This window comes from Roseivivax marinus (assembly GCF_900109705.1).
GTDB classification, from domain to species: domain Bacteria; phylum Pseudomonadota; class Alphaproteobacteria; order Rhodobacterales; family Rhodobacteraceae; genus Roseivivax; species Roseivivax marinus.
This window is the reverse complement of the sequence record NZ_FOAI01000002.1, coordinates 297,778-319,752: the sequence shown is the minus strand read 5'-3', so window position 1 is coordinate 319,752 and position 21,975 is coordinate 297,778. Positions and strand designations below refer to the sequence as shown.

At 69.9% G+C, this 21,975-nt stretch carries 17 protein-coding genes; 11 read left to right on the top strand and 6 right to left on the bottom strand.

The window, feature by feature from the left end; genetic code table 11:
• The first annotated feature begins 90 nt into the window (after positions 1 to 90).
• Positions 91 to 840, top strand: coding sequence for a monofunctional biosynthetic peptidoglycan transglycosylase (mtgA, locus tag BMX29_RS04170; RefSeq protein WP_043842754.1), 750 nt, complete (start codon positions 91 to 93; stop codon positions 838 to 840).
• A 75-nt stretch (positions 841 to 915) separates the two neighbouring features.
• Entirely contained in the window at positions 916 to 1,581 is a 666-nt protein-coding gene (gene fzlA / locus BMX29_RS04165; protein WP_043842756.1) for an FtsZ-binding protein FzlA, read from the top strand.
• A gap of 4 nt (positions 1,582 to 1,585) precedes the next feature.
• On the opposite strand, the gene BMX29_RS04160 is transcribed toward fzlA, so the two are convergent.
• Positions 1,586 to 2,521, bottom strand: coding sequence for a LysR family transcriptional regulator (locus BMX29_RS04160; protein WP_092810636.1), 936 nt, complete (start codon positions 2,519 to 2,521; stop codon positions 1,586 to 1,588).
• Between the two features lie 60 nt (positions 2,522 to 2,581).
• Here BMX29_RS04160 and BMX29_RS04155 point away from each other — a divergent pair, with 60 nt between their 5' ends.
• The 3 genes from BMX29_RS04155 (at position 2,582) to fmt (ending at position 7,586) form a co-directional block, all read left to right on the top strand.
• Positions 2,582 to 5,425 (top strand): FAD-binding and (Fe-S)-binding domain-containing protein, encoded by a 2,844-nt coding sequence (locus BMX29_RS04155; protein ID WP_244889140.1) that lies wholly within the window; start codon positions 2,582 to 2,584, stop codon positions 5,423 to 5,425.
• A gap of 142 nt (positions 5,426 to 5,567) precedes the next feature.
• Positions 5,568 to 6,635 carry a tRNA epoxyqueuosine(34) reductase QueG gene (gene queG, locus BMX29_RS04150; protein ID WP_092810632.1) on the top strand — a complete coding sequence of 356 codons (1,068 nt, stop codon included), beginning with the start codon at positions 5,568 to 5,570 and terminating at the stop codon, positions 6,633 to 6,635.
• A gap of 42 nt (positions 6,636 to 6,677) precedes the next feature.
• A complete protein-coding gene (gene fmt / locus BMX29_RS04145) occupies positions 6,678 to 7,586 on the top strand; it encodes a methionyl-tRNA formyltransferase (RefSeq protein WP_092810630.1) in 909 nt (302 codons plus the stop codon).
• Between the two features lie 76 nt (positions 7,587 to 7,662).
• Here fmt and BMX29_RS04140 read toward each other — a convergent pair whose 3' ends face one another.
• Positions 7,663 to 8,868 carry a lytic murein transglycosylase gene (locus BMX29_RS04140; protein ID WP_092810628.1) on the bottom strand — a complete coding sequence of 402 codons (1,206 nt, stop codon included), beginning with the start codon at positions 8,866 to 8,868 and terminating at the stop codon, positions 7,663 to 7,665.
• Between the two features lie 196 nt (positions 8,869 to 9,064).
• Between BMX29_RS04140 and BMX29_RS04135 the strand changes: the two genes are divergently transcribed.
• The gene (locus BMX29_RS04135) at positions 9,065 to 9,436 is read left to right on the top strand and encodes a response regulator (RefSeq protein ID WP_043842763.1); all 372 of its coding nucleotides are present in this window, start codon (positions 9,065 to 9,067) and stop codon (positions 9,434 to 9,436) included.
• A 23-nt stretch (positions 9,437 to 9,459) separates the two neighbouring features.
• Here BMX29_RS04135 and BMX29_RS04130 read toward each other — a convergent pair whose 3' ends face one another.
• Together BMX29_RS04130 and BMX29_RS04125 are read right to left on the bottom strand one after the other, a co-directional pair.
• Positions 9,460 to 10,449, bottom strand: a complete 990-nt coding sequence (locus BMX29_RS04130; RefSeq protein ID WP_092810626.1) for a glutathione S-transferase family protein — start codon at positions 10,447 to 10,449, stop codon at positions 9,460 to 9,462.
• 210 nt (positions 10,450 to 10,659) lie between these two features.
• Positions 10,660 to 11,022, bottom strand: coding sequence for a hypothetical protein (locus BMX29_RS04125; RefSeq protein ID WP_092810624.1), 363 nt, complete (start codon positions 11,020 to 11,022; stop codon positions 10,660 to 10,662).
• A 117-nt stretch (positions 11,023 to 11,139) separates the two neighbouring features.
• Here BMX29_RS04125 and BMX29_RS04120 point away from each other — a divergent pair, with 117 nt between their 5' ends.
• The 5 genes from BMX29_RS04120 to BMX29_RS04100 all read left to right on the top strand — a co-directional run bounded on the left by BMX29_RS04120 (position 11,140) and on the right by BMX29_RS04100 (position 20,250).
• Positions 11,140 to 11,868 carry a Crp/Fnr family transcriptional regulator gene (locus tag BMX29_RS04120; RefSeq protein WP_092810622.1) on the top strand — a complete coding sequence of 243 codons (729 nt, stop codon included), beginning with the start codon at positions 11,140 to 11,142 and terminating at the stop codon, positions 11,866 to 11,868.
• Positions 11,869 to 12,110: 242 nt separating this feature from the next.
• Positions 12,111 to 15,515, top strand: a complete 3,405-nt coding sequence (locus BMX29_RS04115; RefSeq protein ID WP_139196916.1) for an Ig-like domain-containing protein — start codon at positions 12,111 to 12,113, stop codon at positions 15,513 to 15,515.
• A gap of 54 nt (positions 15,516 to 15,569) precedes the next feature.
• Positions 15,570 to 16,910: a TolC family protein gene (locus tag BMX29_RS04110; RefSeq protein WP_092810618.1), complete on the top strand. Its 1,341-nt coding sequence runs from the start codon at positions 15,570 to 15,572 to the stop codon at positions 16,908 to 16,910.
• On the top strand, positions 16,907 to 19,090 hold the full coding sequence (locus BMX29_RS04105) for an ATP-binding cassette domain-containing protein (RefSeq protein ID WP_092810616.1): 2,184 nt from the start codon (positions 16,907 to 16,909) through the stop codon (positions 19,088 to 19,090). Before BMX29_RS04110 ends, BMX29_RS04105 begins: the two co-directional genes overlap by 4 nt.
• On the top strand, positions 19,087 to 20,250 hold the full coding sequence (locus tag BMX29_RS04100; RefSeq protein ID WP_092810614.1) for a beta-barrel domain-containing protein: 1,164 nt from the start codon (positions 19,087 to 19,089) through the stop codon (positions 20,248 to 20,250). Before BMX29_RS04105 ends, BMX29_RS04100 begins: the two co-directional genes overlap by 4 nt.
• A 335-nt stretch (positions 20,251 to 20,585) precedes the next feature.
• On the opposite strand, the gene dtd is transcribed toward BMX29_RS04100, so the two are convergent.
• The gene (dtd, locus tag BMX29_RS04095; RefSeq protein WP_092810612.1) at positions 20,586 to 21,029 is read right to left on the bottom strand and encodes a D-aminoacyl-tRNA deacylase; all 444 of its coding nucleotides are present in this window, start codon (positions 21,027 to 21,029) and stop codon (positions 20,586 to 20,588) included.
• Positions 21,026 to 21,928 (bottom strand): carbohydrate kinase family protein, encoded by a 903-nt coding sequence (locus BMX29_RS19400; protein WP_092810610.1) that lies wholly within the window; start codon positions 21,926 to 21,928, stop codon positions 21,026 to 21,028. Before BMX29_RS19400 ends, dtd begins: the two co-directional genes overlap by 4 nt.
• Positions 21,929 to 21,975 lie beyond the last annotated feature (47 nt).

Here is a 21,975-nt window from a genome sequence, read left to right as displayed (position 1 = left end):
CCCTCCGGCTGGCTGGCAGCGCCGCCGGAGGGTCTTTTTTCCCCGCGGCCCGGCCTGTATCCCGGTCGGACGGGCAAAGGAGATACGGGCATGGCAGCGAAAAGCGCCAAGGCGCGCGACCGCGGCACCACCAAGGGCAAGACCGACCCACCGGCGCGGCGGCCGATCCAGCCCGGAGCCGTCGTAGCGCGCTGGGTGTTCCGCCTTCTGCTGATCGTCGCCGTCCTCGGGGCCGGCGGCCTGCTGCTCTACCGCACGGTGAACCCGCCGACCACGATCACCATGCTGGCCGAATCGCGGCGCCTGGGCGGGATCGAGCGCGACTGGGTCGATGCCGACGCCATCGCCCCGGTGATGATGCGGGCTGCCGTTGCTGCCGAGGACGCCAACTTCTGCCGTCACTGGGGCTTCGACATGGACGCGATCCGGCTGGCGATCGAGGAGGGCGGCAATCGTGGCGCCTCGACCATCAGCCAGCAGGTGGTCAAGAACGTCTACCTCTGGCAAGGCCGGAGCTGGGTGCGGAAGGCACTCGAGGCGGCGATGACCCCCGGCATGGAAGCGATCTGGCCCAAGCGGCGCATCCTCGAGGTCTATCTCAACGTGGCCGAGTTCGGCGAGGGCGTGTTCGGCGTCGAGGCCGCGGCCGGACACTACTTCGGGACCTCGGCGGCCGATCTCACCTCGCGACAGGCCGCGCTTCTGGCCGCGGTCCTGCCCAACCCGAAAGAGCGGGATCCATCGCGGCCCTCGGCTTTCGTCGAGCGGCGCGCGGCTTCCATCCGCGACGGCGCGGCGACCATCGACCGCGACGGTCGTGCGGCCTGCTTCCAGGGCTGAACGCGCCGGTCGTCGCGGTTGTATTCGTCCGCGCAAGCTGTAGGTAGGTCCGGATAGAACGCAGCCGGTGACTAAATGGCCAAGCTTTACCACGTGCCGCTCTCTCCATTCTGCCGCAAGGTCCGCCTCGTCCTCGCCGAGAAGAAGATCGAGGTCGAACTGGCCGAAGAGCGCTACTGGGAACAGGACCCCGACTTCCTGCGCCGCAACCCCGCGGCCAAGGTTCCGGTCCTCAAGATCGACGGACGCACGATGGCCGAAAGCATGGCCATCTGCGAGTATCTCGAAGAGACGGTCCCCGAACCGCCGCTGATGCCCCGCAAGCCCGAGGCGCGCTACGAGGTGCGCCGTCTCGTCGGCTGGTTCGACGACAAGTTCCACCACGAGGTGACGTCTAAGCTGCTCTACGAGCGGGTGAACAAGAAGATCACCAAGAGCGGCTTTCCGGATTCGAGCAACGTCAAGGCCGGCGCGAAGGCGATCAAGTATCACCTCGACTACCTGGCGTGGCTGCTGGATCACCGCCGCTGGCTGGCAGGCGACTCGATGACCCTCGCCGACTTCGCGGCGGCCGCGCACCTGTCCTCGCTCGACTACATCTCGGACGTGGACTGGAACCGGCAGGAAAGCGTCAAGGACTGGTACGCCAAGATCAAGTCGCGGCCGGCCTTCCGCTCGATCCTCGCCGACCAGGTGCCGGGCTTCACCGTGCCCGCCCACTACGCCGATCTCGATTTCTGAGGGCTCAGGCCGGGTCGTTCAGACCCGGCAGCCCGAGATGCGCGGCAAGCGCGCGCAGGAACGCGCCTGCGGTCCACGGCGGCGTGCGCCGCGCCGGACGCAACAGGTAGAGCCGCCGCTCCAACGCGAGATCCGCGATCCCGACGAAGCGGATCTGCGGGTCGTTGAACAGGCCGACCGCCTTCTCCGGCAACAGCGCCACGCCGACCCCCGCCCGAACGAGGCAGAGCTGCGCGACCGTCGAGTGTGTCCTCAGAGGTCCAGATGTCATTTCGCGTGGCAGGCCGGGCGTCCCGGCAAGCAACAGCGCCGACCCGGTCTGCGCGCCGAGATGGATGATGGTCGTGTGGTCGATCTCGTCCAGCGTCGCCGAGCCGCCGCGCCGGGCGAGGGGGTGATCGGCAGCGCAGGCGAGGCCGAAGCGATCGCCGCCCACCGGCGTCTGGATCAGCTCGGCCGACGTGCGGGCGCGCCCCGCCACCGCGAGGTCGAGCCGCCCGTCCGACACCATGTCGGCCAGGGTCTCGGCCACGTCGTCGTGCAGGGTCACCGGCACGTCCGGATGATCGCGGCGGAAGGCCGTCAGCGCGGGCGCCACCATGTCCCCGATGGCCGAGGGCGAGGCCCCGATCCGCAGCGCGCCGCTCTGGGTGCGGGCGCGGTCGCGGGCATGGTCGAGGGCCGCGTCCAACTGCTCGAGAACGGGCCTGGTCTCGCGCAGGAAATCGAGGCCGATCGCGGTGGGCGAGGGCGGGCGCGTGCGGCGGTCGAACAGTGGCGCCCCGGCAATCTCTTCCACCTGCCGGACGGTTTCCGACAGGGCCGAGGGCACCACGCCCAGCCGCTCCGCCGCGCGGGCAAAGCTGCCCTCGCGCCAGATGGCGTGGATCGCGCGCAGATGGCGCAGGTTCACGTTCGCGAAATCCGAAGATAACGTCATAATGTTCTATTTCCGTGAACGGGCCGGATCGGTCAACATGGTATGCGAAGGAGGCCCCACGTGACCGAGCAGACCCCAGACGCCACCCCCGCGCTCGACCGACTGCCCGCCGCCCTGCGCGAGGCCGGCTTTCGCGGTGAGGTCGAGCGCGACACCGCGCTTCTCGCGGCGATGTCGACCGACAACTCCGTCTATCGCATCCGCCCGGACATCGTCGCAGCGCCATGCGATTCGGAGGATGTGGTGACGTTGATGGCGGTGATGGAGCGGCCCGAATTCGCGACAATTCCGCTGACCCCGCGCGGCGGCGGCACCGGCACCAACGGGCAGAGCCTGAACCGCGGTCTGGTGCTGGACATGCGTCGCCACATGGCGCGGCTTCTGAAGGTCGACGCCACAGAAGGCTGGGCCGAGGTGGAGCCGGGCATCGTTCTCGACGATCTGAACGCGCGGCTGCGCCCGCACGGGCTGTTCTTCGCGCCCGAAACCTCGACTTCCACCCGCTGCGCGGTGGGCGGCATGGTCTCGACCGATGCGTCGGGCAAGGGCTCGCGCGTCTACGGCAAGACCTCGGACAATCTTCTGGGTGTCGAGATCGCGCGCGGCTCGGGCCTGATCTCCAGCCTCGCGCCCGCGCCGGACTGGGCGCGGCCGATGCTCGACGCCGCCGAAGTCGCCGCGCGCGCGGGCCGCGACGCGTTCGTCGCCAATACGCCCCGGCTGACCCGGCGCTACACCGGCTACGACCTCGAACGCGCCTGCCCCGATGCGGAGACGTTCGCGTGGTGGCGCCTCTTTCCGGGTTCCGAGGGCACGCTCGGCCCGATCACGCGGCTGCGGTTGGCCTTGCGCCCGCTGCCGAAGGAAAAGCGGCTGGTCGTCGCCGGATTCGACAGCTTCCGCGCGTCCCTTGCCGCCGCGACACCGCTGCTGGCGGACGATCCCACCGCGATCGAGGTGATGGACGAGCGCGTGCAGCAATTGGCCGAAGAGGCCGGGCTGCTCTCGGGCCTGCCGCAGGGACTGCGCCCGACGGGAACCGGGCCGCTGGCCTATACCTTCCTCGAGTTCAACGGCGACGATCCCGACGACCTCGACGCGCGGATCGCATCGTGCCGTGACCGGTTGCACGGCCTCGACGGAATCCGCGCGGTCCATGTGGCGGCGGACGCGGACGAGATCCGTGCCCTCTGGGCGATTCGCTCCGCCGGGGTGGGGCTTCTGGGCAAGGTCACGGGACGCGCGCGACCCGTCGCCTTCGTGGAGGACTGCGTGGTCCCGCCGGAGGCGCTCGCCGACTTTCTCGACGGGTTCCTCGCCATCCTCGATCGGCACGGGCTGAGCTTCGGCATCTACGGCCACGTGGACGTCGGCTGTCTGCACATCCGCCCCGCGCTGAACATCGACGCCGAGGACGACCGCGAGACACTGGTCGCGGTCTCGGATGCCATCTTCGATCTTGTCGTGGCGCATGGCGGTATCTTCTGGGGCGAGCACGGCAAAGGCGTGCGCGGCGCCTACCTCGAACGCTGGATCGGGCCCGAGGCATTTGCCGCATTGCAGGGCGTGAAGGCCGCCTTCGACCCGTCGGACCGGTTCAACCCGGGCAAGCTGGTCACCGCGGGCCAGCCCGTCATGGGCATCGCCACGACGCCGTTCCGGCCATTCAACGCGGCCGACGGCGATCCTTTGCAGAATGCGTTTCGCTGCAACGGCAACGCGCAATGCCTGAGCTACGCCGCCGCGACGCCGATGTGCCCGTCCTTCAAGGCCACCGAGGACCTGCGCCATTCGCCGAAGGGCAGGGCCGACGCGCTCAGGGCGTGGCACCGGGGGCGGGACGGCGCGGCCGAGATCGAGGAGGCCGACCTTCTGGGCGTGCTCGACACCTGCCTCGGCTGCAAGGCGTGCACGTCGAGCTGCCCGGTGCAGGTGGACATTCCCTGGATGCGCGGGGCGTTCTATGCCGACTACTACGCCCGTCACCGCCGCCCTCTGACCGACCGGCTGACCTTGCTGGCCGAGCGATTCAGCCCCTGGCTGGCAAAGGTCGCGCCGCTCGGGCGGCCGGTCTTTCCGCTCTTGCGCCCGTTGGCCGAGCGCGTGCTGTCCCTGCGCGACTTGCCCGGCGAGCTGGCCCGGCCGGTGCCGCGCCGTGCGCGGATCGAGGCGGCCGAGCTTGGAACAGGAGCGCTGCCGGACAACGCCGTGCTGGTCTGGCAGGACTGGTTCAGCGCGCTCTTCGACGAGGCCGCGCAGACCGACGTGCGGCGGGGGCTGGAGGCGCTGGGCTACCGGCCGCTCTTCGTGCGGATGATGCCGTCGGGCAAGGCGGCGGGCGATATGGGAGACAGGGCCGGGTTCGCGCGGATGGCGGATCGGCTGACCGGCGCTCTGCGCGCGGGCGCGCGGACCGGGGTGCCCATGATCGGGCTCGACCCGGCCTTCGTCATGGCGGTCCGGCAGGACTACCGCAAATCCGGGCGCGACGTGCCCGAGTTGCTCCTGCCGCAGGAATTTCTCGCCCGGGCGCTGCCCGACGGTCCGGACTGGCCGCGGGTATCCGAGCCCGGCACACCGATCCCGCTCTTCTCGCACTGCACCGAGGCGACGGCGGCGCCGGGCACGGGCCGGACATGGGCCGCGGTGTTCGAGGCCGTGGGCCTGCGGGTCGAAACCCCGGCCACAGGTTGCTGCGGCATGGCCGGACTGTTCGGACACAAGGCCCGGCATCAGGAGATGTCGCGGCGGCTGTTCGACCTGTCGTGGGCCGCGCCGCTGTCGGACACGGACGACGCGGCGGCCACCGGGTTTTCCTGCCGCTGCCAGGCGGAGCGGTTCGGTGGGCAGGCTGTCCGGCACCCGCTGGGCATTCTCGCGGACCGGCTGGAGGGCAAGCGGTAACGTTTCGTTCGCGTGGGGCCCGGCCACACGCGCCCGCCCCGGTTTCGTTCGGCGCCGGTTGCAGGTATTGCGCGGGAAGGGCCGCAGGTGCCGCGTTCCGGCCACCAGAAGCCAGCCCACGTCCTCCGGAGGCCAGCGCGACGTGCCGCAGACCGATACCGATCCCGGCGAACTCAGGGCCCGCCTCGTGGCGCAGGCCGAGGCAGAGGGCTTTGCCCTCGCGCGGACGTGCCGGCCGTGGGACGTGCCGCAGGTGCCGCACCGGTTGACCGAGTTCCTCGCGCGCGGCCGGCACGGGCAGATGAACTGGCTCGCCGACCGGGCACACTGGCGCGGCGCCCCGCAGGTTCTCTGGCCCGAGGCGCGCACGGTGCTGATGCTGGGTGAAAGTTATACCCCCGACACCGATCCGCTGGCCGCGCTGGAACGGCGCGAGAGCGGCACCGTCTCGGTCTACGCGCAGAACCGCGACTATCACGACGTCCTGAAGAAGAAGCTCAAGCGGATTGCCCGGTGGCTCATCGCCGAGGCCGGGGGCGAGGTGAAGGTCTTTGTCGATACCGCGCCCGTGCCCGAGAAACCGCTGGGCGAGGCCGCGGGCCTCGGCTGGCAGGGCAAGCACACCAATCTCGTCAGCCGCGACATGGGGTCGTGGTTCTTCATCGGGTCGATCTTCACGACGCTGGAGCTGCCCGTGGACGCGGCCGAGCGCGACCATTGCGGGTCGTGCCGGGCCTGCCTCGACATCTGCCCGACGAACGCGTTTCCCGCGCCCTACCAGCTCGATGCGCGGCGCTGCATCTCGTACCTGACGATCGAGCATCATGGGCCGGTGGACCCGGAACTGCGGCCCGCGCTCGGCAACCGGATCTACGGCTGCGACGACTGCCTCGCGGTCTGTCCTTGGAACAAGTTCGCTGCGGAGGCGCGCGAGGCGAAATATCACGCGCGGCCCGATCTCGTGTCTCCCGACCTGGGCGAGTTGGCGGTGCTCGACGATGCGTGCTTTCGCGCGCGGTTCTCGGGCTCGCCGATCAAGCGGATCGGGCGCAATCGCTTCGTGCGCAACGTCCTTTACGCGATCGGCAATTCCGGGTCCGAGCGGCTGCGCGCCGTGGCGCAGGGGCTTTGCGAGGATCCTGACGAGACGGTGGCTGACGCCGCCCGCTGGGCGGTGGCGCGGCTTTCCTCCGGCCCTGCGGCGCGCTAGGGCGGGGCGCGCGGACCACGCGTGGACAAGGAGGCCCTGCCGATGCGCCTGATCTTCATGGGAACGCCCGACTTCTCGGTGCCGGTGCTCGACGCGCTGGTCGAGGCCGGGCACGACATCGTCGCCGTCTACAGCCAGCCGCCGCGCCCCGCCGGACGGGGCAAGCGCGACCGCCCGTCACCCGTGCAGGCGCGCGCCGAAGCGCTGGGCCTGCCGGTGCGCCACCCCGTCAGCCTGAAGGGTCAGGAGGCGCAGGACGAGCTGCGTACCTTCGGCGCCGAGGCCGCGGTGGTCGTGGCGTACGGCCTGATCCTGCCGCAGGCGGTCCTCGACATTCCGCCGCGCGGCTGCCTCAACATCCATGCCTCGCTCCTGCCGCGCTGGCGCGGCGCCGCGCCGATCCAGCGCGCGATCCTCGCGGGCGACGACCGCACCGGCGTCTGCATCATGCAAATGGAGGCGGGGCTCGACACCGGGCCGGTGCTGCTGCGCCGCAAGACGGCGATCGGCCCCGAGGACACCACGGGCGACCTTCACGACCGGCTGAGCGTCATGGGCGCCGAGGCCGTGGTCGAGGCGCTGGGCCGGCTCGACGCACTGGCGCCCGAGCCGCAGCCAGAGGACGGCGTGACCTACGCCGCCAAGATCGACAAGGCCGAGGCGCGGATAGACTGGACCCGCCCGGCAGTCGAGGTGGATCGCCTGATCCGGGGCATGGCTCCGTTCCCCGGTGCCTGGACCGAGGCCGGGGACGAGCGGATCAAGCTTCTGGGGTCAAGGTTGGCGGAGGGCGCGCCCGAGGCGGCACCGGGTACGCATCTCGGCGGCTTCACGATCGCCTGTGGCCCGGGCGCGGTCGAGGTCACCCGAGCGCAGCGGGCGGGGCGCGGCGCGCAGGACGCCGAGACGATCCTGCGCGGCATGGCGCTGCCGGACGTTCTGGGCGCCTGACTCAAGCTTCGGACTTCGCAGAATTGCCTTAGGCGGACGTGCCGGACCGACAGAACCGGACCGGCATGGTCGGCTTTCAGAGCCGGTTCAGCAGCTCGCGGGTCGGCCACGCGTCCGCCGGCAGACCGAGCTCGCGCTGCACGTCGCGAACCGCCGCGCGGGTGCCCGCACCGAGGATGCCGTCGGCACCGCCGACATCATAGCCCCGCGCTTGGAGAGCCTCCTGCAGCGCGACCATCGCGTCCCCGTCGAGACCCGGCGCCGGGTTGCCGGCGTCGAAAACCGGTGCGCCTTCGAGCCGCGTGCCGAAGTAGGCGGCGGTCAGCACGTAGGTGAAGCTTTTGTTCCACTCGAACAGAACGCTGAAGTTCGGGTAGGCGAGGAAAGCCGGTCCGCCGCGCCCTTGCGGCAGCAGAATGGAGGCGGGCAGGTTCGGCGCGTCGACCGAGCCGTCGCGCGGCTGCACGCCCATGGCGGCCCATTCCGAGGCGGGTTTCGTCGTCTCGAGCCCGGTCTGGTACCAGTCGAACTCCGCGGGCATGTCGACCTCTTCGAGCCATGGCTCGTTCGGCCGCCATCCCAGCGACGACAGCATCGCGGCCCCGGACATCAGCGCGTCGGGGGCAGAGGTCTTGAGCGTGACGTGGCCGTCACCGTCACCGTCGACGCCGTTCTCGATGATGTCCTCGGGCAGCATCTGCACCATGCCGATCTCGCCGGCCCAGGCGCCGGTCGTATCCAGCGTCATGTCCCCGCGGGCGAACAGCTCGGCCGCGGCCAGCAGCTGAGGCTGGAAGAGCTCGGGCCGGCGGCAGTCGTGTGACAGCGTCGCCAGCGCGTTGGCCGTGTTGTAGTCGCCCTGGATCGCACCGTAGTCGGTCTCGAAGGCCCAGAAGGCCAGCAGGATGCCGCGCGAGATACCGTATTCGGTCTCGATCCGGTCGAAGATCGAGGCATAGCGGTCCGCCACTTGCTGGCCCCGCTCGAGGCGGCTGGCGCTGATGAGCCGGCGCGCGAAGTCGGTGAACGGCGCCTGAAAGATGCCTTGGCGCTGGTCGGCGGCGATCACGCTGGAATCACGGGAAAGGCCGCCGAAGAACCGGGCGGCGGCATCCGAGGGCACGCCGCGCGCCTCCGCCTCGGCGCGCATCTCGGACAGGAACGTCGAGAAATCACCGCCACAGGCCACGATCGGTGCCTCCTGGGCGGCGGTGGGCTGGGCCGCTGCCGCGCCAGTCAGCAGTGCCGCGGCGCTCAGGGACAAAAGACGGAAACGGTGCATTCAATCCTCGCGATTTTTCGTAAATCACAGTATCATCACGGCAGGCGACAGCAACGGCCGGACCGGGATCGGGTCCCCGGGGCTCAGCCAGCCAGCCGACCGAACCGTGTCACAGGGACAGGCGGGCGGCCGACAAGCGGAACGTATGCGTGGTTCGTAAGGTTGCATGCCTTACGTCAGGGGAGTCGGTCGAGCGGTGAATGTTCTGATCGTCGAAAGCCGGGCCGAACTGGCAGGGATCTGGCGCAACGCGCTGATCCGAGAGGGGGCCGATGTCTGGGTCGCCACCGGGGGCGCCGAGGCGGTCGCATTGCTTGAGGACGTGACCTTCGACGTCATCGTCCTCGAGGTCGTTCTGGAAGAGGGCAGCGCGCTGGCGATCGCCGATCTCGCGAGCTACCGCCAGCCCGAATGCAAGGTGGTCTTCGTCACCAACACCACGTTCTTTTCGGACGGCACCATCTTCAACTACGTCTCAAACGCTGCCGCGTTCCTGCCGTCGACCACCGCGCCGGACGACCTTGCCAAGCTGGTCGAGCATCACGGAACCCCGCGCCGGCCGCTCTGATGGCCGGGCACGGGGCGCTTCTCTTACGCCGCCTTCAGCCGCTCGCGCCCGTGGGGCGCATCGAGATCGAGGTCGGGCCCGATCGGAATGATCCGGTGCGGATTCACCGACGGATGGCTGTAGTGGTAGTGCCGGACGATGTGATCGAACTCCACCGTGTCGGCCACACCCGGCCACTGGTAGAGCTCGCGCAAGTAGCCCCACGTCGCCGGGTAATCGACGATCCGGTTGCGGTTGCACTTGAAGTGGCCGTGATAAACCTTGTCGAACCGGATCAGCGTGGTGAAGAGCCGCCAGTCGGCCTCGGTGATCCGGTCCCCCATCAGATAGCGATTCTCGGACAGGATGCCCTCGATCCAGTCGAGGCTGTCGAAGAGCGGGTGCACAGCCTCCTCGTAGGCCTCCTGGCTGGTGGCGAAGCCGGATTTGTAGACGCCGTTGTTGACGGTGTCGTAGATGCGCGCGTTCACCGGCTCGATGGCCTCGTGCAGATCCTCCGGCCAGTAGTCATCGGTGTTGCCGGTGATGCCGTCGAAGGCCGAATTGAACATGCGGATGATCTCGGCGCTCTCGTTCGAGACGATTGTCTCGCGCTTTTTGTCCCACAGGACCGGCACGGTCACGCGGCCCGAGACGTTCGGATCGGCCTTGAGATAGACCTCGCGCAGGTAATCGAGCCCGAAGAGCCGGTCGCCGGTGGCGTTCGGGAAGTCCTCGCGGAATTCCCAGCCCTCGGACAGCATGTCGGGATGCACGGCCGACACGCCGATATGGTCCTCAAGCCCCTTGAGCGCCCGGAACACCAGGGCGCGGTGCGCCCAGGGGCAGGCATAGCTGACATAGAGGTGGTAGCGGCCGCTCTCGGCCGGAAAACCGCCCTCGCCCGATGGACCAGCGCTGCCGTCCGGTGTGATCCAGTTGCGGAACTTGGTTTCCGAGCGCACGAATTTCCCACCGTGCTTCTCGGTGTCGTACCCCTTGTCGTGCCATTCTCCGTCGATGAGCAGGCCCATGACGCTCCCCTTTCGATGCGATCTCAGTTGACGGAAGAGTAGCCCCTGGGCTGGTGCGGACAATTCGTGCGCGCGCAGGCATCCCCTGCGCTGGCGCGCACCGGTGCCGGTCAATCTGGAAAAAAGGACCCCGGAAACGACAAGGGCCGCACCGGCGGGATGCGACCCTTGCGCTTCCACGCCCGTCCGGTCCAGGCCGCCAGTGGCCCCTCAGCCTTGCGACCTGTCCCGAACGAGACGCGAAATCAGCAGTCCGAAGCTCTCCGATGTGAAAGGCATCGGGGCGCTCCGGACGTGTTCCGATACGTGCGCGGGCAGAGCCGCGTCCTGTTCCGACATGACGAGGACCCGGAAGCCCCGCGCGAGGGCCAGAAGGGTCAGCGGATGACCGTCCAGCGCACGCCGTGGCTCGACCATTACCACCGCGACCGGCGGCACCGGGTCGCGGGCGTGGTCGAGGGCCTTCGCAAGATCGGCGCAGATCACCACCTCGGACGTCGGCTCGACATCCCTGATGATCGCCGCGGCATCCTCGGCGATCACGCGATCCTCGCTCAGCAATACGAATCGCATAACCGTCGCTTCCTGCCCGATCCTTGAGATTCCCTTTCGGACTCGTCGTCTTGGGGGTGCTTTTGGAACGATCGAGACTGCGCCGCATTAAACTGTGACATACGAGCGGGAAAAATCATGTCCATCAAATGCCGGTTCTGTCCGATCAGGAACTTCCCGCTGTTCCAGCAGCTCAGCGAGGCCGAGGAGGCCTTCATGGAGCGCTTCAAGGTCGGCGAAATGACCGTCCAGCCGGACACGCCGATCCTGTCCGCCGGATCGAGCTCGCCGCAAATCTTCACTGCACTCAAAGGCTTCGGTCTGCGCTACAAGCTGCTGGAGGACGGGCGGCGACAAGTTCTGAGCTTCATCTTTCCCGGTGACCTGATCGGCCTGCAGGCGGGCGTGATGAACCAGATGACCCACAGCGTCGACAGCACCACGTCGATGACGCTCTGCGTCTTCAACAGAAACGAGCTCTGGTCGCTTTTTCGCAATTTCCCCGCTCGCGCCTACGACCTGACGTGGATCGCCGCCTCGGAAGAGCGATTCCTCGGCGAGGCGCTGACCGCCATCGGCCAGAAATCCGCGTTCGAGAGCATGTGCTGGGCGTTGTCGCGAATCTACCGTCGGCTCGAAGCGCTGCAGATGGACGAGCGTCGCTCGGTGCCGCTGCCCTACCGTCAGCAGGACCTGGCGGATGCGCTGGGCCTCTCGCTCGTGCATACCAACAAGACGCTGGCCAAACTGCGCGAACGCCAGATCGCCAATTGGAGCGAGGGCCGGCTGACCGTCAACGATATCCAGGCGCTTGAGGAAATGGGCCTCGTGGAGAGCAAGCTGCCGCGCCCGCGTCCCCTGATCTGACAGCACGATATTCGGCCGTGCACAAACATCGCGAAGATTCGATATTTCCCGTAAAGGCTGAAGGTTAACCGCTTCTGCTCACCTTTTCCGGCCCTGTTGGCAAATCGCAACAAGCCCGGGCGTCTCCGCTGCACCCCGCCGAAAGCCCGTTGGAGAATGTGGCGGCTTTGGGGTAGCGAACTGACATAGAACAGGCGGCATCCGAAAAAATCAGCCGCCACGAGGCAGTAGCGGTGTAATACATGAAAACGATTGATTTCGTTGTCCGTCCCCGTGTGGGCGCGGTCGAGCGGGGAGTCGTGGGCGACGATGCCACGGGCTTCGCGATTTCCGGCCGCCCCGGCGCGGATATGTCCCTAAACCTTCGGCAGGCCGACCTGCGCGGCTTCGATCGCTCCGGAGATGACCTGCTCATCACGCTGGCCGATGGCCGTGTGATCGTGGTCGAGGATTACTTCGGCTCTGACGGGACGCTCTACCTGTCGGCCGACCGGGCTCTTTACGAAGTCAGCTTCGACGAGGCGGCGGGCGGCGTCCTTCTGGCGCAGTACGAGCATGTCACGACCGGCGAAAAGTGGAGCCCGTCCGACGCGCTGGTCTTCTACGGAGCGCCGCAGGTGGAGGTGGTCGAGGCCGCCGCGACCGGCGATGACGATGTCAGCATGATGGCGACGGGTCTTCTCGGCCTCGGCGGACTGGGATCGGGCGTTGGCCTCGGTGCGGCGGGCCTTGGGGGCGCAGCGCTTCTGGGCGCCGGGCTGCAGGGCGGAGACGACGACAAGGACGACGACGAGACCTCGGAGGACGAAGGCGAGGGCGGGCGCACGTCGACCGGCTGGCCCGACACCGACACCGGCGGCGAGGAAACCGCGAGCGACAACGGCAACGACGGCGAGACGCCCGCGACCTCCGACGAGGAGGAGACCGCGGGAGGCACCGCGGGCGGGGGCGGTTCGGCCAAGGACGAGACGTCCGAGACCCCGGAGCCGTCCGGCGACACTCCCGGTGACGCCGGCACGACACGCGTTGTGCCCACCATCGACGACGCCGACGTGCCGATCCGCATCGCACAGGCCGACACCCCGCGCATCGTGATCTCGGGCGATGCCGAGCCGGGCGCGACCGTCACGGTCACCATCGGCGACGAGACGCAGACCACCGTGGCCACCGAAAGTGCCCGCTACGAGGTGGTGTTCGAGGGCGACAGCTTCCCCCCGGACGGCGACCACGTCGCGCGCGTCACCGTGTTCGAGGAGGGCGGACCCGCAACCAACCTCGCGCGGCCCGATATCCTGATCGACGTGACACCGCCGCCGCTCGAGATCAGCGAGGGCACGGATGCCGTGGGTCACGTGGTCAACGCCGAGGACCAATCCGACGGTGTCCGCATCGCGGGCACCTCCGAGGCCGGCGCGACGGTGACCGTCACCGTGGGCGGCGCAAGCCATGAGACCGTGGCGGATGCCGAAGGCGGCTGGAGCGTCGTCATCTCCGAGACCGTGATCGTGGAGGGCACCTATTCCGAGCCGTTGATCGTCACGGCAAGCGACGCCATCGGCAATACCACGCGGATTGCCGATGCGGTGGTCGTTGACACCGAGACCTCGGTCTCGATCCACGACGACGCGGTCGAGGGCGACGGCGTGGTGAACGCCGCCGAACGCTCCGACGGCGTGACGCTGACCGGCGCGGGCGAGCCCGGCGCGACCGTGGCGGTCGAGATGAACGGCGCCAGCCGCACCGTCACGGTGGCGGCGGACGGCAGCTGGGCGGTGGACTTCGACGCGACCGACCTGCCGGAAGGCGAGCAGATCGTGACCATCCGCGCCACTGCGATCGACGCAGCCGGCAACACCGAGACCGCCGAGGGCGAGATCGACGTCGACATGCTCGTGCGGAACTTCGCGATCGACGGCGGCATCGGAGGTGCAGACGGCGTGGTGAACGCCGCCGAGCGCGCGGCGGGCCTGACCGTGACCGGCACCACGGAACCCGGCGCCACCGTCACCCTGTCCCTGAACGGCACCACGGCCGAGGCCGAGGTCGCCGCCGACGGCTCCTGGACCGCGACATTCCCGTCGGGCGCGGTTCCGCGCGGTGAACTGACCGCGACGCTCGACGCCACCTCCACGGACCGCGCCGGCAACACCGAGACGGTGACCCGCGCGGTCGTGATCGACACCGTCGCTGGCACCTTGACCATCGACCCCGACCCGGTCGAGAGCGACGACATCGTCAACGCGGCCGAGGCGTCGGATGGCGTGGTGCTGACCGGCACGTCCGATCCCGGCGCCGTGGTCACCGTAACGCTTGCCGGCATGGCACAGGAGGTGACGACCGGCGCAGACGGCGCTTGGACCGCGACCTTCGCTGCCGACAAGGTGGCCTCCGGCACCTACGATGCCGAGATCACGGCGCGCATCACCGACGCGGCCGGCAACAGCCTGGCACGCACCGACAGCGTGCGCGTCGACACCGAGGTCGAGAACTTCGGCATCACCGCGCAGCCGCTCGAAGGCGACGACGTGGTGAACGCGGCCGAGCGGGCCGACGGCATCGTTCTGACCGGCACGACCGAGGTTGGCGCCACCGTCCTCGTCACCCTGGGCGGCGTGACCAAGCCCGCCATCGTCGAGGCCGACGGAAGCTGGACCGCGAGCTTCGCGCCCGCGGAACTGCCGCGCGGCACCTACGACACCGTGGCCGAGGTCACGACCACCGATCTCGCCGGCAACAGCGCCACGGCCTCCCATGCGTTCCGCGTGGATACCGAGGTCTCTCCGCTGACCCTCGACAGCGAGACGGTGACCGGCGACGGCACCGTGAACGCCGCCGAGGCGCGCGCCGGCATCACTGTCGGCGGCACGGTCGAGGCGGGATCGTCGGTCAGCTTCTCCTTCGCCGGCGGCAGCTACGCCGCCTCGGTGGGCGCGGACGGCACCTGGACCGTGGACATTCCAGCGGCCGGCATACCGCGCGGAGAGCTGTCGGTGCCGATCACCGTCGAGGCGACGGACGCCGCCGGCAACACCCGCTCGGTCACCGAGGGCATCGAGATCGACACCGTCGCGCCCGATGCCCCGAACGTCGAGAGCTACACCCGCGACCACACTGGCTTGCGCGGGATCTCGATCGAGACGACCGACGCCGAGGTTTCCATCGGTCACGTGACCGGCGACACCAGCGTCGACCCGGTGCAGGCTGTCTCGGTGGACATTCCCATCCTGAACGAGACCGCCTTCGCCTTCGGCGAGGTGGTGCCGGACGGCTCCCATCTCGTCATCACTGCGGCCGACGACGCGGGCAACGTCGTGGGGACCTACCTCGTGGTGGACGACACCACGACCTCGGACGTGGCGATGACCGACACGCTGGCCGACACGCTCGCGCGGTTCGAGATCGGGACCATCGACCTCCAGTTCGCCGAGGACAGCGCGCTCAGCATCACCGAGGCGCAGCTCGCCGCCCTGACCGGTGAGGCGCACGACACCCTCACCGTGCGCGGCGGGGTGGACGATGACGTGACCGCGACCGGCGCCGTGGCGACCGGGACCGAGACGGAGGCGGACGGCCAAGGGCTGAACGTTTACGCCCTCGGCGACGGGACGCTTAAGATCGAGGACGACATCACCCACGTCGTCATCTGAACCAAGACCGCCGGTCCGTCCGCGGACCGGCGCCCTCTGGGGAGGACGGGAGACATGGCCATCGCCACCGGCCGCATCGGCATTCGCATCATCGGTACGCTCGGACTGGGCGCACTCGTGTCGGCCTGTTCCGGCGCGACTGCGCCCGGCTGGGTGCCCGAGGGCGTGAGCCGCTTCGCCGCGGGAGGCAGCGAGAGGCCCGCCCGGCAAGTGGCGGAGGAGCGTGACGCAGCCGCCTCCCGATCCGCCCTGATCGCCGGACTGTCGGCGCGCCAGAGCGTGCTCGTGCCCGGCACGCCCTATGCCGAGGTGGCGCGGGCTGTCATGGCCTCGGACGCGCGCGTCGCCGAGGCCGAACTGCGCGTGGCCGAGCTGCGCGAGAGCGCGGCGGCGCGGAACTGGCTGCCGACGCTCGGACCATCGGTGTCGCTGACCTCGCTGGGCGACGTGGTCACCGACCTCGTGCTGAACCAGGTGCTGTTCGACAACGGTCGGCGCAGGGCCGAGCGCGATCTTGCCCGGGCCGAGGCTGAGGCCGCCGCGGTGCGCCTTGCGCAGGACGGCAACGACCGCGTGCGCGACGGCCTGCTGCTTTACCTGCGGGGGCTCGAGGCGCGGCGGGCGGCGGATCACTTCGCCACGGCCCATGTCGACATGGCCGAGTTCGAGCGGGTGATGAGCGCGCGCGCCGCCGGCGGTGTCGCCAACCCGTCGGACCTGACCGTGCTGCGCCAGAAACTGGCCGACATCGCCGCCGACCGCGACCGGGCGCGCTCGGACGCCAACCGCGCCGAGGCGGAGCTGGCCGCGCTGGCTGATGGCGCGCGGCCAATGGTTGCGGGAACCGGCACCCTCGGCCCACTGCCCGAGGGCACGGAACCCTTGTCCGTCGCCGAAGCGGAGGCGCTGCGCGCCCGCGCCATGGCCGAGGCCGACATGGCCCGCGCCGGTCACCTCCCCGGCCTCGGGGTCTCGGCCCGCAGCGATGGGAGCGGTGTGGCGGGCGGCCTGCGGCTCGATACCGCGCAGGCGCTGGGGCTTGGGACCGGCGCGTCGCTCGCCGCAATCGAGGCCACCCGCGAGGCAGCCGAGCGCGTGGTGACCGACGCCCGCGCGACCGCCGCGCGCGACGTCGCAGCGCTTCGGGCAGACCGTGACGCGCTGGTCCGGCAGGCCGGGAACGCACGCGCTCTGGTCGCGCAGGCCCGGTCGAACCTCGACCTGTTCCAGCGCCAGTACGAGGGCGGCGGACGCACGGTCATGGAGCTCGTGGGCGTCTACGAAAGCTATGCCTCCGCCGCCGAGACCGCGATCGCGCTCGACCATCGCGCGCTTCGGGCCGAGATCGAGTTGGCGCACCGGTTGGGCGTTCTCTTCGACGGGCGCAGCCTGTGACCGCGCCCGTCGCCACCGCGCCGACCCTGCACGCGATCGGGGGCGCCGAGACCCGGGCCGCACCTGTCCGCGCGCGCCACAGTTCGCGCGCAGAGGCCCGGGCCGACCTCTTGCGCCTGTTCGCGCGTCTCCGCGGGGTCGAGGGGCCGCGCGCCGATCTGCTCGAGGCGCTGACCCGCGCGGCCGGGGCAGATGACAGCTATGACGGTCCGGTTTTGGCGGCGGGTCTCTCCGCTGCCGGTCTTGCAGCGGAGGTGCGTGCGGTCCAGCAAATCACCGAAGCCCCCGTGCTCGCGCTGATGTCGTCGGGACAGGCGGTTCTGGTGCTGGAGGTAGACGCGGGCGCCATCCACATCCACGACGCCGAGGCCCGCGGGCGCCGCACCACCGTCCCCGAAGACGAGTTTCACGCGCATTTCGCCGGCACGATCGTCACCGCCGAGACAACTCTGCACCGCCTGGCCGAGACCCATGCAGCCCGCGCCGGGACCCGGCATTGGTTCTGGGGCGAGTTTCCCCGCTTCACCCGGATCTTCGGCGAGGTGGCGCTGGGCTCGATGGTGGCGAACCTGCTGGCCGTCGCGGTCGCGCTGTTCTCGCTGCAGGTCTACGACCGAGTGATCCCGCACCAGTCCGAGGCGACGCTCTGGGTGCTGGCGGGCGGGGCGGCGCTCGCGCTGGTGCTGGAAGGGCTGCTCAAGGCAGCGCGGGCGCAACTGCTCGATGGCGCGGGACGGCAGATCGAAGTGATGGTGCAGGCGCGGCTGATGGACCGACTGCTGGCGATGCGCTCGGAGGCCGCCGCGCGCGGACCCGCGCGGCTGTTCTCGGCGATGCGCGATTTCGGCTCGGTACGTGAGTTCTTCACCGCGTCCACCGTGGGTGCGGTTACCGACCTGCCGTTCCTGCTGATCTTTCTCGGGCTGGTGTGGTCCATCGCCGGTGGGCTCGTCTGGGTGCTGGTCGCGGGCGGCGTCCTGATGGTGCTGCCGGGGCTGCTGCTGCAGGGCCGGATGATCCGTCTCACGCAGGACATGCAGGGCGCGGGCGTGCGCCAGTCGCGTCTCCTGCACGAGGCGGTGGGCGAGCTAGACACCATCAAGGGCGCCCGCGGCGAGGCGCGGTTTCGCCGGCTCTGGGAGGAGCTGGTGGCCGTGCAGGCGTGGAAAAGCTCGGATCAGCGTCGTCTGACCGCGGCGCTGACCTTCTGGGCGCAGGGCGTGCAGCAGGCCACCTATGTCTGCGCCGTGGTCGCGGGCACCTACCTCGTCTTCGCCGGGGAGTTCACCGTGGGCGCGATCATTGCCACCGGGATCCTGACCTCGCGGACGCTCGCGCCGCTTACCCAGCTGGCCGGTTTGCTGGCGCGCTGGGGCAACGTGCGCGCGGCGCTCGGCGCGCTGGACGAGATCGCGCACGCGCCGCAGGACCGCGCAGATGGTCGCAGCTACCTGCGGCGGGACCGCATCGAGGGGCGGTTCGATCTGCGGGGCGTGACCTTCCGCTACGACGACGGCCCGCCGGTCCTCGACGTGCAGGCTCTCGCGATCCGGCCCGGGCAGCGCGTGGCGCTGATGGGCACGAACGGATCGGGCAAGTCGACGCTGCTGAAGCTTCTGTCCGGGCTCTACACCCCCGAGGCAGGGCGGCTCCTGATCGATGGCGCCGAGGTCGGGCAGATCGACCCCGCGGACCTGCGACGGGGCATCGGAATGCTGGGGCAGGAGGTGCGGCTGTTCCAGGGCACGCTGCGTGAGAACCTGAACCTGTCGCTGCTCGAGACCGACGACTCGCGGCTGTTGGCGGCGCTCGACTTCGCCGGTCTGGGGCCGTTCGTCAGCGCGCATCCGAAGGGACTCGACCTTGCCATCGGTGACGGCGGGGCCGGGCTGTCGGTCGGCCAGCGGCAAAGCGTCGGCTGGGCGCGGCTCTGGCTGCAGGATCCGGACGTGGTGCTGCTGGACGAGCCCACGGCGGCGCTGGACCAGACGCTGGAGAAAACGCTGATCTCGCGGCTGGAGGGCTGGCTCGAGGGGCGCACTGCGGTCATCGCCACGCACCGCGTGCCGATCCTGTCGCTGGCGTCGCGCACGGTGATCCTGTCGGCGGGCCGCGTCGCTGTGGACGGGCCGCGCGACGAGGTTCTGGCCCATCTCGCCCGCGCCGGGGGGCAGGGATGAGCGCCGCGGCGGACCTTCCGGGCCAGATGGCGGTGCGGCTGGCGCGACCGTCTCGGATGATCCGGCTGGTGGCGCTTGCTGTGGTGGCCTTCGTCGCGTGGGCGGCGGTGGCGGGCCTCGACGAGATCGTGCGCGCGGACGGCGAGGTGGTGTCCTCGTCACGGCCGCAGATCATCCAGAACCTCGAGGGTGGCATCCTCGAAGCGCTGGAGGTGGCCGAGGGGGACCGGGTCGCGCAGGGCGACGTGGTCGCGCGGTTGCACGCCACCCGCTACCGCACCGAGGTCGACGACCTGTCCGAGCAGATCACCGCGCTGGAGATCCGGCGCCTCAGGCTCGAGGCGGAACTGGCCGGGGCGGCCGAGATGGCGGTGCCGGCGGCGCTGGAGGAGGCGAATCCCGACATGGCCGCGTCCGAACGTGCGCTGCTGGCGGCGCGTGCCGAGGACGTGGCGCGCCGCACCGGCGGGGCAGACAAGGTGGCCACCGAGGCCGCGACCGAACTGCGGCTGCTGGAGGACCTGCACGCTCAGAACGCCGCGCCCCTGATCGAGGTGACCCGTGCGCGCAAGGCCCATGCGGATGCCGTCATGCGCCGGGACGAGATCGTGACCCAGGCCGAGCTGGCCCGGGCGGAGGCTCATGCCAAGACGGTGGCCGAACTCGGCACCCTGCGGCAGGCGCTGCGCGCGGCCGAGGACCAGCTGTCGCGCACGGTGCTGCGCGCGCCGATGGATGGCGTGGTCAAGTCGCTGTCGGTGACCACGATCGGTGGAGTCGTGCGCCCCGGCGAGGAGATCCTCCAGATCGTCCCGGCGGAGGACGCCGTCTTCGTCGAGGCGCGGGTAGCGCCCAAGGACATCGCCCATGTCCAGACGGGCCAGCCTGCGACGGTGAAGCTCTCGGCCTACGACTACACGATCTGGGGCACGCTGGAGGGCCGGGTGGAGGTGGTCTCGGCCGACACGTTCGAGGACGAGCGTCGCCCCGAGGCGGGCGCGCATTACCGGGTCACGGTGCGTCTGACCGAACCTCCCGGCGCGATCGACCTCCGGCCGGGGATGCAGGCGCAGGTGGAGCTGCAGGTGGGGCGCAAGACCGTGCTGCACTACCTGACCAAGCCGCTCTACAAGTCGCGCGAGGCGCTGCGCGAGCCCTGACATGGGGCCGCCGGTACGACGCTCGGCCTCCTTGCGGAGGCCATCGCCCCTCCCGCCGTCCCTTGGCATCCGGCGCGATGGAGAGATCAATCGTCAGCAGGGCCTCAGCGGGTGAAGGCAGGGACAGCGGAAGGCAGGTCGCCGGACGCGGGTTCCTGTGCGTTGGTCAGGGACATGGCCGGTCCGAGCAACGCGCGCGGTGCGCCCGCTTTTCCGCTCCGGTGACGCCGCTTATGGATGTCCGAAACGGGCCCCGAATGCTCACCGTCGCGGGACCGCGCGTTGGTCGATCGGGAAACACCCAAGGCCGGTGTGCGCGCGCGAGACGCGACGCCTCACTCCGCCGTATCGAGCCAGATCGTCACCGGGCCGTCGTTGACCAATGCCACCTTCATGTCGGCGCCGAAGCGGCCCATGGCGACCGGGAGCCCCTCGGCCTGCACACGGCCGGCAAAATACTCGTAGAGACGTTTCGCCTCGTCCGGGGGCGCCGCGCTGGAAAAACCGGGCCGATTGCCGCGTTTCGTATCGGCGCCGAGCGTGAACTGGCTGACCACCAGCGCCGAGGCGCGGGCATCCACCGCCGAGAGATTCATCCGTCCCTCGTCGTCCTTGAAGACCCGCATCTTTGCGATCTTGGCGGCGAGCCGGTCGGCCTCGGCCTCGGTATCGCCGTGCATGGCACAGACAAGGATCAGGAGGCCGGGGCCGATTTCGCCCAGCACGGCCCCCTCGACGGTGACCGAGGCATGGCTGACCCGTTGCAGGAGCGCCCTCACAGCTCGGTCCTCCAGGGCGGGTTGGCTCCGGCGCGCGCGACCGTCACCGCGGCGGCCTGCGCCCCGAGCGCGACGGCGGGGACGAGCGCGTCGAGCGGCGCGGCAGCCAGCGCCTCGCGCTGCAGGAGACCGGCCTCCCACAGCCCGGCCAGCAGGCCCGCATTGAAGGTGTCGCCGGCGCCCACCGTGTCGATCACCATGGCGGGCCGCGCCGGCACCCGGGTCGTGCCTGCGGCAGTGATCGCGTCCACGCCTTCCGCCCCACGGGTCACGCAGACCAACGACGTGCCGCGCGCCAGCAGCGTCTCCGGCGCGACGCCGAGCCACTCCATGTCCTCGTCCGACAACTTGACCACGTCCGCGACGCCGAGAAGCGCGTCGAGCCGGGCGCGATACCGCGCGGCGTCGCGCACGAAGCCCGGGCGGATGTTGGGATCGACCATGATCACCCGCCGCCCGGCTTCGCGCGCCGCGAACGCGGCGTAGGTGTCGGCCGCCGGCTCGGAGACCAGCGAGATGCCCCCGAAAAAGAGCGCGGCGACCGTGTCATCGAGTTCGGGCAGGTCGGCCTCGGTCAGCATCCGTCCGGCGGTGTTCTCGTCGTAGAAGGCATAGCGCGCCTGCCCGTCGGTCAGGGTCACGAAGGCCAGCGTGGTGGGCCGGTCGCTGCGTGCCGAGAAGCCCGCATCCACCTGCGACTGCGCCAGGACGCCGGCCAGCTGCTCTCCGAAGAGGTCGGTGGACAGGCCGCCGAAATAGCCCGCCGGTACCCCCAGCCGCCCGAGCGCGATGGCGGTGTTGAACACCGCGCCACCGGCATAAGGCGCGAAGGCCGGCTCTCCCGCGGCGCTTTCGCGCGGCAGCATGTCGATCAGGCTTTCGCCGCAGCACAGGATCATTCCGGTCCCTTCCTCCTCGGCTTCGTTAGCGCAACCATATGCCGGTC